General features: G+C 47.6%; 12 protein-coding genes and 1 riboswitch. All 12 genes read left to right on the plus strand.

Features of this window, described 5'->3' with window-relative positions; genetic code table 11:
• Nucleotides 1–33 precede the first annotated feature (33 nt).
• The 12 genes from M3630_RS15435 (at nucleotide 34) to M3630_RS15490 (ending at nucleotide 13,149) form a co-directional block, all read left to right on the plus strand.
• Nucleotides 34–1,029: an SLAP domain-containing protein gene (locus tag M3630_RS15435; protein ID WP_173612174.1), complete on the plus strand. Its 996-nt coding sequence runs from the start codon at nucleotides 34–36 to the stop codon at nucleotides 1,027–1,029.
• Nucleotides 1,030–1,208: 179 nt separating this feature from the next.
• A complete protein-coding gene (locus tag M3630_RS15440) occupies nucleotides 1,209–3,785 on the plus strand; it encodes a S8 family peptidase (protein WP_251252651.1) in 2,577 nt (858 codons plus the stop codon).
• A 61-nt stretch (nucleotides 3,786–3,846) separates the two neighbouring features.
• Nucleotides 3,847–3,948, plus strand: a riboswitch (SAM riboswitch).
• Between the two features lie 133 nt (nucleotides 3,949–4,081).
• Nucleotides 4,082–5,287: a methionine adenosyltransferase gene (metK, locus tag M3630_RS15445; RefSeq protein WP_015893578.1), complete on the plus strand. Its 1,206-nt coding sequence runs from the start codon at nucleotides 4,082–4,084 to the stop codon at nucleotides 5,285–5,287.
• Between the two features lie 151 nt (nucleotides 5,288–5,438).
• Nucleotides 5,439–6,455, plus strand: a complete 1,017-nt coding sequence (locus M3630_RS15450; RefSeq protein WP_173612176.1) for a polysaccharide deacetylase family protein — start codon at nucleotides 5,439–5,441, stop codon at nucleotides 6,453–6,455.
• Nucleotides 6,452–7,594: a sensor histidine kinase gene (locus M3630_RS15455; protein WP_047069765.1), complete on the plus strand. Its 1,143-nt coding sequence runs from the start codon at nucleotides 6,452–6,454 to the stop codon at nucleotides 7,592–7,594. The genes M3630_RS15450 and M3630_RS15455 overlap by 4 nt, the downstream gene beginning before the upstream one ends.
• Nucleotides 7,595–7,627: 33 nt before the next feature.
• Nucleotides 7,628–8,335 carry a response regulator gene (locus tag M3630_RS15460; protein WP_015893575.1) on the plus strand — a complete coding sequence of 236 codons (708 nt, stop codon included), beginning with the start codon at nucleotides 7,628–7,630 and terminating at the stop codon, nucleotides 8,333–8,335.
• Between the two features lie 61 nt (nucleotides 8,336–8,396).
• Nucleotides 8,397–8,771 carry a glycosyltransferase family A protein gene (locus M3630_RS15465; RefSeq protein WP_251252652.1) on the plus strand — a complete coding sequence of 125 codons (375 nt, stop codon included), beginning with the start codon at nucleotides 8,397–8,399 and terminating at the stop codon, nucleotides 8,769–8,771.
• 148 nt (nucleotides 8,772–8,919) lie between these two features.
• Nucleotides 8,920–10,908, plus strand: coding sequence for an ATP-dependent helicase ComFA (locus M3630_RS15470; RefSeq protein WP_251252653.1), 1,989 nt, complete (start codon nucleotides 8,920–8,922; stop codon nucleotides 10,906–10,908).
• Nucleotides 10,905–11,684: a ComF family protein gene (locus M3630_RS15475; protein WP_251252654.1), complete on the plus strand. Its 780-nt coding sequence runs from the start codon at nucleotides 10,905–10,907 to the stop codon at nucleotides 11,682–11,684. Before M3630_RS15470 ends, M3630_RS15475 begins: the two co-directional genes overlap by 4 nt.
• A gap of 87 nt (nucleotides 11,685–11,771) precedes the next feature.
• Nucleotides 11,772–12,200 (plus strand): TIGR03826 family flagellar region protein, encoded by a 429-nt coding sequence (locus M3630_RS15480; RefSeq protein ID WP_251252655.1) that lies wholly within the window; start codon nucleotides 11,772–11,774, stop codon nucleotides 12,198–12,200.
• 110 nt (nucleotides 12,201–12,310) lie between these two features.
• Nucleotides 12,311–12,586, plus strand: a complete 276-nt coding sequence (gene flgM, locus M3630_RS15485; protein WP_251252656.1) for a flagellar biosynthesis anti-sigma factor FlgM — start codon at nucleotides 12,311–12,313, stop codon at nucleotides 12,584–12,586.
• 71 nt (nucleotides 12,587–12,657) lie between these two features.
• Complete coding sequence (locus M3630_RS15490) at nucleotides 12,658–13,149, plus strand: flagellar protein FlgN (RefSeq protein WP_142065939.1); 492 nt, start codon at nucleotides 12,658–12,660, stop codon at nucleotides 13,147–13,149.
• The last annotated feature ends 10 nt before the right edge of the window (nucleotides 13,150–13,159 follow it).

Consider the following 13,159-nt stretch of genomic DNA (forward strand, 5'->3'; position numbering starts at 1 on the left):
ACTTTTGAGGTGTGGGAAAGAGGAGGTTGACTTATGAGTTGGTTATTGGAAAATTGGTTTGGTTCCAAGGAGAGCCTGGAACAAGTACGCGAAGATATTCATGAGAATCTTCATAGAGAGTTTTACTTGGGTGTATCTGGATTGGAGAATCCGCAACAATCTGCGAACCGTGTGGAATCCAAGGAACTGTTTTTGGTGCTGAACGGTCCGTGGGATGATCAATTGGACGAAGCGGAGCATGAGCTCTTGCAATACGCGCATGATGAAATGCCCCCGGTTGTTCGTAACGAATTAGGTATCATTCCTTTCTTCACACAGGTTACCAATGATGGTTACTTGGTTCTTACGTACGTTCGCAATGCGACTGACCGCAGCATTTTGCTGCAAAAGCTTCCGTTGTCTTTGGTGACGGAGGATGGAGAGGAAGTCGCGAGAAAGACTTTTGATCTGATTACATCTGGTCCAGTGATGGAAATGTCCAGCCGTCCGATGGAATTCATGTTCCGCTGGGATGAGTTCGACCGTATTCCTGAAAAAGAGGTTCCTCTGAAGCTGACCTATATCAAGCCGAAAAAGCACGAAGTAGAAGAGAACCAAAACTTTAATTTGGGTCTGAGTGCAGATGAGTCCAAGCAATACATGCAGCAGGCAGCAGAGAAGGCTCCGATTGTAGAGGGCGAAGTAGATTTGCAAGTTCTCGACATCAAGCCAGGTGAAGATAACGGCCTGAAAGTCATCGTTGCTTTCCGCAACGGTCTGGCAAAACGTCTGGAGTTTACCGAAGTGCCGATTATCGTTCATGATAAGGATGGCGATACCGTTGCACGTGTACACTTCACCTTGGAAAACATGAAGGTAGAAGCAAATAGCCATCGTGTATGGGCATTTGATATTCCGTTCTCCTCCATTAAAAAGGAAGAGGTAAATCTGGCGGAACTGACTGCTTTTATTCCAAAAGCTCAGCAAAGAAAAAAAGAAAAAGCTCAGGTAGCACCTGAAGTGGAAGACAATAAAGGTTTGTTACAGTAAGGAGAAAACCCTTTTTGCCCATGGTGAAAAGGGTTTTGTACTGTTATAACGTTCCAAATATTGGCTAATCAGGGTTGCGTGTCTCCCTTTTCATCCGCTATGCTAGGACGAGAAGATAAATACCTGAATTCCTTTTAGACTGCTGATTTTGCAGGGGAGAGAAGGAAGGACTGTTTTACATGAAAAAATCAGTGAACATGACAGTAGCGACTGCGATAAGTGTCGCGCTAATGATGGCAAACCACCAAACAATTTATGCTGCAGCACCACCAGCATCGAATGACTACTATTTGAGTAACCAGCTTCACTTGAATCAGATTAGAGCTCAGCAAGCCTGGTCAGTCGTAAATAGTAATGAACAGATTATCATCGCGGTGCTCGACTCTGGTGCAGATTATAAGCATCCTGATTTGAAGGACAACCTTCTGCCGGGTGTGAATCTGGTCAATCCCGGGAGATCGGCCCAGGACGATAACGGACATGGAACAGAAGTAACGGGTGTACTAGCTGCCAGTGGGAATAACAGCATTGGTGTATCTGGTGTCTTGTGGAATGCGAAGATTTTGCCGATTAAAGTTTTGGCCAAAAATGGAGATACTACGGTACAGACTCTTGCTAAGGGTATTAATACTGCCTTGGATCGTGGCGCCAAAGTTATTGTGATGTCTCTTAGCAGTATGTCCTACTCCAAGGAGCTGGCGAATGCTGTGCAACGAGCGGAAAGAAGCGGAGCTGTTCTGATTGCAGCTAGTGGCAATGAGAGTAGCCGAGTGGCTTTTCCGGCAGCCTATCCAACGGTGATAGCGGTAGGGGCTGTAAGGAGTAACAATGAAGTGCTGTATCAAAGCAATACGGGACCTGAGCTTAACCTGGTAGCGCCTGGTTTCAATGTTTATACGACCAAGCTTGGAGGAAAATACGGTTCTTTTAGCGGGACTTCAGCAGCGGCACCACAAGTTGCGGGGGCAGCGGCGCTCATACTAGCTCGTCATCCCAAACTAAGTCCATTTGATGTAAGACAATTGCTTTATCAAACGGCTACCGACTTAGGAGAAAAGGGATGGGACCGGAAAACGGGCTACGGGTTGTTAAATGTCGACAAGGCAGTTCGAACGCCTTTATCCTATGACTTTTTAGAGCCGAATAATCAGACGTACTCAGCGAAGGCGTTCCCGATCGAGTCTCAGATACGTGGAAATTTGGGACCAAAAGACACGATAGACTGGCTGAAGATGGACATCCCTTACGATGGGAAGGTCAGCTTCACAGCGTCAGTGACTTCCGGTATTTCTTCAGCGATGGCAGCTACTTTTTACCCAGAGAATCGTCCGCCGATTACGCAGTACTTCGGGAATGGGGATACGATAACGGTCCCGGTTAAAGCGGGAAAAATGAATATCCGGTTAATGCGTAACGGAGGGGTCAACAACGCTTTTACTTACGTGTTGACGAGTAAGTTTACCATCAATCCGGACCGTAACGAACCGAACGATACCCAAGAGACGGCAAGGCCGCTCGTAGGCAACCAAATCAGTGTAACAGGCAATTTTCACGATGAAGGGGATCAGGATTGGTTCTCCTACTATGTTCGTGAATACGGGCATTTGGATGTCTCCGTTAGTCCTGATAACAAGCGTGTCGATCTATTGCTGAGTATCGGTAAACAAGAGGTCGGAAAAAAGATGGTTGTCTGGGACCCTAACTACGATAATGGAACAAAAGACAATCCGACAGAGCGCGTTCAAAAAGAAGTGTCACCAGGCAAGTATTACATCCGTGTGAGTGAGTACAATCGCAATGCGGTGAATGGCGAATATCAGCTGGATCTGGGATACACGCCAGTAAAAAAAGATTTTAATGAGCCGAATGACACCTATCAAAAAGCGTCTCCGCTAAGCGGGGGGACAGTGATGTCAGGGACGATACCGACAGCTACTGATTCCGACTGGTTCCAATTTACTGTGAATAGTGAATCGTATGTAACGTTCCGAGCGCCATACATTCCTGTTGATAGCGGCTTTCGTTTCGCGCTCTACAGCGATCGAAACATGAACTATGCGATTGCTTCGACGAATGAGGTAGCGGAGCTGTCTAACCGAGGAAACGATATTATCGGTTTGCGTCTGCAGCCAGGAAAATATTATGTGCGCCTTAATAGCGGTACTTCGTTCAAATATGAATCGTACCGACTCACGGTGACGCAGCAAAAATTGATAGCCGGCTATCGCGATATTTCGGACCACTGGGCGCGCTCAGAGATCGTCAGACTCAGCTCACGCGATATTGTAAATGGATTTAATGACGCGTCGTTCAAGCCGAATCAGGCAGTGACCCGTGCAGAGTTTGCGACCATGCTGCTTAAATCGATGCGTGCGACCGGTTCCAAGGTAGCGACTACCTATACCGGAAAAACGACCTTCCGGGATATGCCAAAGCGGCACTGGGCGTATCACAATCTAGGTGTAGCCTACCAATTGGGAATTTTGAAAGGGTACCCGAGGAATGAAATGAAGCCGGATCAGCCGATATCGCGTGCAGAGATGGCGGTAATGATCGCGCGAGCACGTAATGTGTTGATGTATAACCGTGGTACCTCAAATTATCAGGATGTGCCAACGAGTCACTGGGCTTCTCCTGCTATTGAGGCTTTGACATCAAGAAATTGGGTTAATGGGTACGGTTCTTCTTTTAAACCGAATGGAAGGGCAACTCGTGCCGAGGTAGTAGTGGTACTTTCCAAGGCCTATCAACTATAAGTAAAATTTTTCCTATTGACATCTCTGAAAAAAACAATTATTCTATTATCCGTAATGGATACTCTTATCCAGAGCAGGCGGAGGGACTGGCCCTATGAAGCCCGGCAACCGATCTAGAGCGGTGCTAACCAGCAGAACGGACATCTGTTCTGGCCGATAAGAGGATGAAGGAAGCAAAAAACGCTCAAACCTTTTCCTCCTAAAAAACGGAAAAGGTTTTTTATTTGCGTTTACGTAGATAAAATCCTGACTCGGCTACCACACTATTTGTATGAGGTCAAAGGAGGTATTTTCTCATGGCTTTGCAAAAAGGTCGTCGTCTGTTTACATCCGAATCTGTAACTGAAGGACATCCGGATAAAATTTGTGACCAAATTTCCGACTCCATCTTGGATGCGATCCTGTCCAAAGATCCTAACGCTCGCGTAGCTTGCGAAACTTCCGTAACTACTGGTTTGGTTCTCGTAGCAGGTGAAATCACTACAAACACTTATGTGGATATCCAAAAGCTCGTTCGTGAAACCATTCGTGAAATCGGCTATGACCGTGCGAAATTCGGTTTTGACGCTGACACTTGCGGTGTTATTACTGCAATTGGCGAGCAGTCCGCTGACATTGCACTTGGTGTAGACCAAGCATTGGAAGCGCGCGAAGGCAAAATGACTGACGCTGAGATCGAAGCTATTGGTGCTGGTGACCAAGGTTTGATGTTTGGTTTTGCTTGCAATGAAACACCTGAGCTGATGCCACTTCCGATCAGCATGTCCCACCAATTGGCTCGTCGTCTGACTGAAGTGCGTAAAAACGGAACACTTGCTTACCTCCGTCCTGACGGAAAAACACAAGTAACCGTTGAGTACGATGGCGACAAACCAGTTCGCATCGATACAATCGTTATCTCTACCCAACATGCTCCTGAAACAACTCTGGAGCAAATCAAGCAAGATCTGGTTGAACACGTAATCAAACCAGTTGTTCCAGCTGAACTGTTGGACGCTGAAACCAAATACTTCATCAACCCAACTGGCCGTTTCGTAATTGGCGGACCACAAGGGGATGCTGGCTTGACTGGCCGCAAAATCATCGTAGATACTTACGGCGGTTATGCTCGTCATGGCGGCGGTGCGTTCTCCGGTAAAGATCCAACAAAAGTTGACCGTTCCGGTGCTTACGCAGCTCGTTATGTAGCGAAAAACATTGTGGCTGCTGGCCTCGCAGACAAATGCGAAGTACAAGTTGCTTACGCAATTGGTGTAGCACAGCCAGTTTCCATCGCAGTAGATACTTTCGGTACAGGTACCATTTCCGAAGAAGCTCTGGTGAAATTGGTTCGCAAACACTTCGACCTGCGTCCTGCTGGTATCATCAAGCAACTCGACCTGCGTCGTCCTATCTACAAACAAACAGCTGCATATGGCCACTTCGGACGCAATGACCTGAATGTTCCTTGGGAGCAAACAGACAAAGCAGAAGTTCTGAAGCAAGAGGCTGCTCAACTGTAATATTGCTGAATGACATAAAAAGAGCCTGGTATTGCTACTGGGCTCTTTTTCATGTTAGGTGCAAAGTCATCCAATTATTGGGTCAATTGTTGCACAGGAATTTGTAGGACTGTGTCGAATCTCCTAGTGAGGAAGTAGAGGAGGGGTTTTTTTGCCGAACAGAAGGCTCTTCCTGATCGTGTTTCTAACTTTTTTGTTTTTTGCAGTGGCTATTGGGTTGTTAGGCGAATCTTTTCTGGAAAAAAAGAATAAACAAGAAGTGCAACCTTTTCCCCAAGTGGATACGTCTATAAGCATAAGTGAGACAAAAAATGCTGAGCCAAACGTCACACCAATTGAAGAAGCAGCGGTTCAAACGAAAAAGTGGTATAACAATCAGGTTGTGGTTTTGACGTACCATCATGTCACGGATCAATCGAATCAGCGGTATGTCATAGCTCCTGATCAATTTGCCCGACACATGAAATTTTTGCATGATAACGACCTGAATCCGATTTCGCTGGAGGAGTTCCTGCGATTTATGGAGACGGGTACCTTACCGACTGAGAATGCTGTTTTGATTACGTTTGACGATGGGTATGAGAGTTACTACAAAGAAGCATTTCCGATCTTACGTACATACGGCTACCCTTCAGTGAACTTCGCGATTGCGGGGCGCTTAAGAGATGTAGCTGACCGAAAACGGGAGAATATGACGCCACCACTTACGCGTCAACAAGTTAACGAAATGATTCATTCGGGACTGGTTACGATCGGGTCCCATACGTACAGTCTGCATGAAGAGGAAGAACGAAATGAGTGGGGCGATCTTGGCCCAGAAACAGCTCCGGTCTATCTGAAGGACTTGCATCGTTTAGAGGACGAGAAAGAGTACAGAGACCGCCTCTATGTGGATTTTAGTATATCTCGCGTCAGTTTAAGCGAATGGATGAAGCAAGAGATCGAAGTTATCTCCTTGCCGTTTGGCTTCACAAGTCCAATCGTACTGGAGACAGCTCGTCAAGCTGGCTATCGCTATGTATTTACATCCAATCGTGGATTCGTTAAACAAGGAACAGATCCGTTTGCCATTCCGCGCAATGACATGGGACTGCGAGATGTAGAAGAAGAGCACCTCCAACAGTTGTTCACGAAGGCTAAAAAAGAGTTTGAAGGAGAGCAATCATGAACAAAGCGATAGACATCAGCGTGCTGGACGGGGTGATCAAGCGAACGATTGAAACCGTAGAAACGAGTAAAACCCAAATATTTGATATAGCTGAAAACGCCAGACAGCATGGCAACTCATTGAAGTTTGATTTACATGAACTTCGACAAGAGATTTCCAAAGTAATTCAAAAAGTCGATGCGCTTGAACTGGCGTATCGCAAATCGCGCAACAAGCTCGTGCTGGTCAGTCGTAATTTTCATATGTACACGGAGGAGGATATCCGGGTTGCGTATGAAGAGGCGAGCCGTATTCAGGTAGAATTGTCCATTTACCGCGAGCGGGAAAACAATTTGAAGCGCAGAAGAAATGATTTGGAGCGGCAGTTGCGTACCTTGGAAGAAACCATCGTCCGTGCAGAAAAGTTGGTTTCTCAAATGGGCGTCGTGCTTGGCTACTTGACAGGTGACTTAAGCAAGATAGGTGAGGCGCTGGAATCGGCTAAGCAGCATCAGTTGATGGGCCTAAAGGTCATCCAGGCTCAAGAAGAAGAGCGCAAGCGTGTCGCGCGCGAGATTCACGACGGTCCAGCTCAATCGATGGCGAATGTCGTGCTGCGTTCGGAAATTGTAGAGCGCATGTTGAAGAACGAGCGCATTTTGGAAGCGCAAATGGAACTTCACGAGTTGAAGGAAATGGTACGCTTGAGCTTGGCGGATGTTCGGCGTATTATTTTTGATTTGCGTCCAATGGCATTAGATGACTTAGGGCTAGTACCTACCTTGCAAAAATATATTCAAACATGCGAAGAGCGTATTCAGTCTTCTATCGATCTGGTAGTATTCGGTGTGGAGCCTCCTTTGCGCAGTTCGGTAAAGGCGGCGATCTTCCGGTTGGTTCAGGAATGTCTGAACAATGTGGAAAAGCACGCAGGCGCTACGACCGTACAAGTGAAGCTGGAATTTGTACAAGATTCGTTAAGCCTTGTCGTGAAAGACGATGGGGTCGGATTCGATCTGGAAAAACGCATGGCGAATGGCAACTCTTTTGGACTCTTGGGAATGCGTGAGCGTGTACAGCTCTTAGAGGGCAGTGTCGAGCTGCAATCCGCTCCGGGAGAGGGAACCAAGGTTATATTCCAAATACCGATAAAATTGTGACGTGATACGTAAATAAGTACTGGGGGATGAACCATGGATAAGAGACAGCAAGAACTCCGCATTGTGATTGTGGATGACCATCAATTATTTCGCGAAGGCGTAAAGCGAATATTGGAAATGGAAGAAGATTTCAAGGTCGTCGGGGAAGGTGCGGACGGAGGAGAAGCCACAGTATTGGCGGAAGAGCACAAGCCGGATGTCTTGTTGATGGATATTAACATGCCGAACATAAATGGCGTTTCTGCTGCGGAAAATGTGATTTCGGTAAGCCCTTCTACTCGTGTGATTATGCTCTCGATTCATGATGATGAGGGATATGTGTATCGTACACTCCGAGCTGGAGCGTCTGGCTACCTGCTGAAGGAAATGGGAACGTCAGACCTCGTTGACGCTGTGCGTGTAGTGGCGAGTGGTGGTGCTTACATACATCCAAAGGTGACGGGCAAGCTGATTGAAGAATTCCGTCGTCTGAGCGAGCAGGAAGGGACGGCAGAGCGTAGCTTCTCCGTAGATGAGTCGCAAGCCATCGATCCCAAAGTGATCGAATCGCTTACCCGTCGCGAGCGGGAAGTATTGCAGCTGATGGCAGAAGGGAAAAGCAATCGTGCCATTGGGGAATTCCTGTTTATTAGTGAAAAGACGGTTAAAAATCACGTCAGCAGCATTCTGCAAAAGCTCAATGTTCAAGACCGGACACAAGCGGTTGTCATCTCCATTAAAAACGGCTGGGTGAAATTGTAGGAAGCGCTTCCTATTTGCACGCTGTTCAAGCCGTGCGGCATACCTTGGTATAGGAGGAGGTATGACCGTGATGGAAGAGCTGATTGTATGGCTTTTGGCAGCATTTGGCTGCTCCTCTTTGCTGGTAATGATCGCAGAGCGCTGGACCAATCGGACAGATAGCGTGAGCGAGCTCCCGCATGAGCATTATCGGTTGCTGGTGCGCAATTCGGAACAGGTGCTGGAACGTGTAGTGAGGAGTCTGCTGTTTCGCTCGTATTGGAGTGGCAGACCGATCCGAATTACCTTGATAGATGATGGATCTGACGATGATACGAAACAGATGACAGCCGTCTTGAATCGTTATCCGTACGGCTATTGTTTAGGAGACGTACAGGAAGAGATGGCGGCAGGAACCATCGTCATTGATTTGCGGGAGAATAAAGAGGGAGCATAAAAGTTTGCTGAGCGTAAATATTATGAGCTGTCGACAATAGATCGGCGGCTTTTTTATTTTTTTACGACCTGATTTTGGCTCTGAAATTTATTTGCTGGACCAGTCTGTCTTTTTGCACACTAAGAGCAAGAAGGCGAGGAGTGAGCGTATGCGTGAGTATTTGCTGTATATCAAAGCTTGCGGCGGATCCATACCACAGGTGCAGACTTATGTTACGCCAAGCTTTTCTGTAGATCGGTCTTTTTGGCAGGAGAGAGAAGGGTGTGTTTTGCATGTCATCGGGAAGACCTCGTCGCTTGCTCTTGCTTTTTCCTTGCGAGCAAAGGTGAACGGGTATTTGACGGATCAAGTCGGTAAAGGACGGGTACTGACTGATGGATATGTAAAAGAGTTGAGAGCGCTGGCAGTAAGTAGCGTGTGCGAAGCGAGCAGCTTATATGGGCGGGAAGCAGTGAACATACAGGACCGCCGAGAGCATGGGTGGTTTTCTTGGGAGTCGGTTGAGGAGAGTGTGGAGGTTTCGTATCAAGGTGGCAATGAATCCGGAAAATTGCCGGGTGCTCTGTTAGGCTATTCGGGTGGTCGTGAACTTCTCCAAAGGAGCTCCGCGTACGAGAATTTACAAGAAGCTGTTTTGAGCGAGATTTTGGATGGGCGTGCGCTTCTATGGGATGAAGTGGAGTCCTTGCTGAAAAAGCGAGGGGTGGACGTGCATGATTTACCAGCCACTTTGCATTCATTCGTGCTTGCAAACAAAGCAGAGTGGCGACCTGGTATTCGTTTTACGGTCACAAGAGGATGGTGGCGCAATCGGCTAGAGTTGGTCTGTGAGCGCTGCGGAAGTGCAGGAATGAAGGTGGAGATTACTTATTGTCATACGTGTGAGCAAGGTTGTGCTTATTGCACAGCTTGTTTAGGGATGGGCAGGAGTAAGTGTTGTACGCCGTATTTTTTAATGGATGTAGGGTCATCGCTAATCCGTAGCGCAGACCACTTGCAAAACGTGGCGAGATTGGAGTGGGTGGGACAATATTCGGCAGATCAATCGCGGGCAGCTGAGCGAGCGCGTAGCTTTGTAGCCAATCCGAGACCAGGGCTGTCTGAGTATTTGATTTGGGCGGTTTGTGGATCAGGAAAAACTGAGCTATTATTCCCTTCTATTACGGAGGCACTTGCTGCTGGCGGTCGCGTTCTGATTGCGACACCTCGAAAGGACGTCGTGTTGGAGCTGGCTCCGCGCATTAAGCGAGTCTTTCCGGGGGCTAAAGTGATTGCCGTCCATGGTTCGAGCGCGGAAAAGTGGGAAGAGAGTGATATCACGATTGCGACCACGCATCAGGTCATGCGGTACCATCGACGTTTTTTGCTGGTGGTTCTCGACGAGGCCGACGCGTTCCCTTATCATAATGATCCCATTTTGTATCGCGCGCTATCCAGAGCAGTGAAAAAGAATGGGAAGCTCCTTTACTTAAGCGCGACACCTCCGGAATATTTGCAAAAGCGGCTCGTTAGAAAAGGGCGCTCAAGCCTAGGCTCCTCTGGTGCGATACCGCTATTCTCTGATACACATGTTCTGTTGCCTGGACGCTATCATGGTGCTGCGCTTCCTGTCCCCAAGATTCTCACGGTACAAGGCTTACATAAGCGCGTTCAGACGAATCGAGCAGTGGCACCGCTAATTGACACGGTCAACAACTCCTTGAATGAAGAGCGGCAAGTTTTTGTTTTTGTCCCGCGAGTTGATGAAATTGACAGGGTGCTATCATACCTTCAAAATTGGCTGCCTGCGCACGCAGGGGAGATGGCAGGAGTCCACGCGGCAGACCCCATGCGGGAGGAGAAGGTACTCGCATTTCGAAAAAAACGTTATACCGTCATGGTGACGACGACAATTCTGGAGCGGGGTGTGACCATACCGAAGAGTGACGTTGTAGTGGTAGGTGCGGAGGCACCCGTTTTTGACGAGGCGTCATTGGTTCAGATAGCAGGGCGAGTAGGACGATCCGTTGATGATACGTCGGGTAGCGTTCTATTTTTGCAAGCAGAACGATCTACTTCTCCAAAGCGGGCTGTCAGACAGATTTCACAGATGAACTGCTTGGCTCAAAAGCTCGCGGAACAAAGAGGCCTTTCATGACCAGTGGGATGTGTGCTCGTTGTGGTGGGCGTATCGTAGCATCCCTAAAGGAATCGGTCGCTCGAGAAAAAGCGCGACAGCTATCAGACCAGGCGGGCTATCCGATCACCTATTGCATGTTAAAAGGGATTATGTTATGTGGAGCTTGCCTTGATGCTTTGCCGTTGATTGGGCATGATATTTGCCAGCGGTGCGGGCGGGATAGGGAATTTCAGGATAATATCAGCCACGAAGGGTTGTGCAGGGATTGTATTCATGGAGAAGATGGTCAGAGTTTGGTCGCAAATCGGAGCCTGCTTCGCTACGAAAAGGGAGAGAGGGATTTGCTCGGATTGTTTAAATACCGCGGTGATGAGCGGCTAGCTTCATACTACGGTACACTTCTCGCCATTACCGTTCAGCGTTATTACAAGTCTAGGGGGTTTACCTGTATCACGACGGTTCCTCTGCATCCGCAGCGATTACGGGAACGCGGCTTTAATCAGGTTGATTTGCTGGCTCGTCATTTAGGAGCAGCAATCAAAATTCCTGTAAAACCGTTGCTGCTCCGGGCGAGGGACACCCCAAAGCTGAGTAAGCAAAAAGGGCGCGCTGCACGTCACGAAAGCATGCACGGAGCTTTTGTGTGGAATGGTCAGGATATGCCCTCTGCTGCTAAAATCCTGCTCCTTGACGATATTTATACAACTGGTTCGACGTTGCGTTCGTGCGCGAGGACAATCAGAGAACATTTGGGGCCAAGCTGCGAGATGTACTCCTTGACAATATACCGATAGCCAGTTTGGAAAAATTAAGCTATGATGTAGGCATACAACGGATGTGGAACCGTATGAACTTTCTGAACGGAAAAGGGGTTGTCCGATATGTCTATGGGCAAGTTGGCAAACTGCTCGCGGTGTGATGCTGTATTTGTACAAGCAGTCCGTGACATTTGCCCCAAATGCTATAAAGAAGTCGAACAAGAATATGAGGTATGCGCCCAGTATTTGCGTAAGCGCGAAAATCGCGGATCGAATATTCATCAAGTGAGCGAAGCCACCGGTGTGAGCGTGAAGCAAATCACGAAGTTTATTAAAGAAGGGCGTATTTCGGTTGCGGGAAATCCCAATCTTGGCTATCCATGTGAGCGCTGCGGTTTTTTAATTCGAGCAGGTAATATTTGCGAATCTTGTCTAAAAGGCTTGAAGCATGAAATTACGCAACAACTCGAGGTAGAGCAACGTTTAGACGAATTCCAACGCGCCGAACTGGCTAATGCAGCTTATCGAAGAAAGCAGAATAGTGACGAATAGTTTTGTGCAAAAAAACTAATCGTACATGATGAAATTGCCGATGATACTACTAAGAGGTGTCATCGGTTTTTTCTATGAAAAGACCGTTGGTATGAGAGGATGGTAATCAGATGCGGATTAATGAACCTAACCGTGTCGGGATGATCAATGCCTACAACAAGACAGGAAACAATCAGGTAGGCAAAAGCGGCAAAATCCCGATGGGCAAGGATGAAGTAAACATTTCCACAGAGGCGCTGGAAATGCAAAAGCAAGTAGAAGATGTCAACTCTCCACAACGTCGGGAAAAAGTGGAGCAGTTGAAGAAGCAATTGGAGGAAGGAAAATATCACGTCTCAAGTGAGCGGATCGCTGATAAGCTCCTGTCCTTTTGGAAAAAGTTGTAACACAGATCTGAAGAGGGCTCTTTGAATAGCCTCTTTGAATAGTTTCGATGGAAGATGAGGAGAAGCAAGGAATGAACAGACTCTACGATCTGCTCGACAACTTGATCCAGTTGCACAAAGCCTTGTACACCTTAGCCATGCACAAGAAAGAAGTGCTGGTAAAAGGAAATGTGGATGAACTTATAGCCATTACACGCCAGGAGCAAAAACTGATCAAGGGCGTCACAGAAGCTGAAGCAGCCCGCCAGCAAGTCGTAAAAGAACTGACAGCACAGAAGGGCTTTGCGCTGCAAGAAGGCACACTGGCTGAATTGATCAAGTTGACGACCAGTGCGGAAGAGAAGATGCGACTCACTTCCTGTCGTAATGAGCTAAGCCGGATTGTGACTGAACTGCGGGATGCTAACGACCTGAATCAGCAGTTACTGGAGCAATCCCTTTCTTTTGTTAACATGACGCTCGACCTGATCACAGATACGCCCGAGGACGACTACATCTACGGAAGGCCAACCTCGGATACTTATCGTCAGGCTAATCGAACATTTTTCAATAAAAAAGCGTAAAGAGGTGTCG

The organism is Brevibacillus sp. MER 51 (genome assembly GCF_023714195.1).
Taxonomy (GTDB): Bacteria; Bacillota; Bacilli; order Brevibacillales; family Brevibacillaceae; genus Brevibacillus.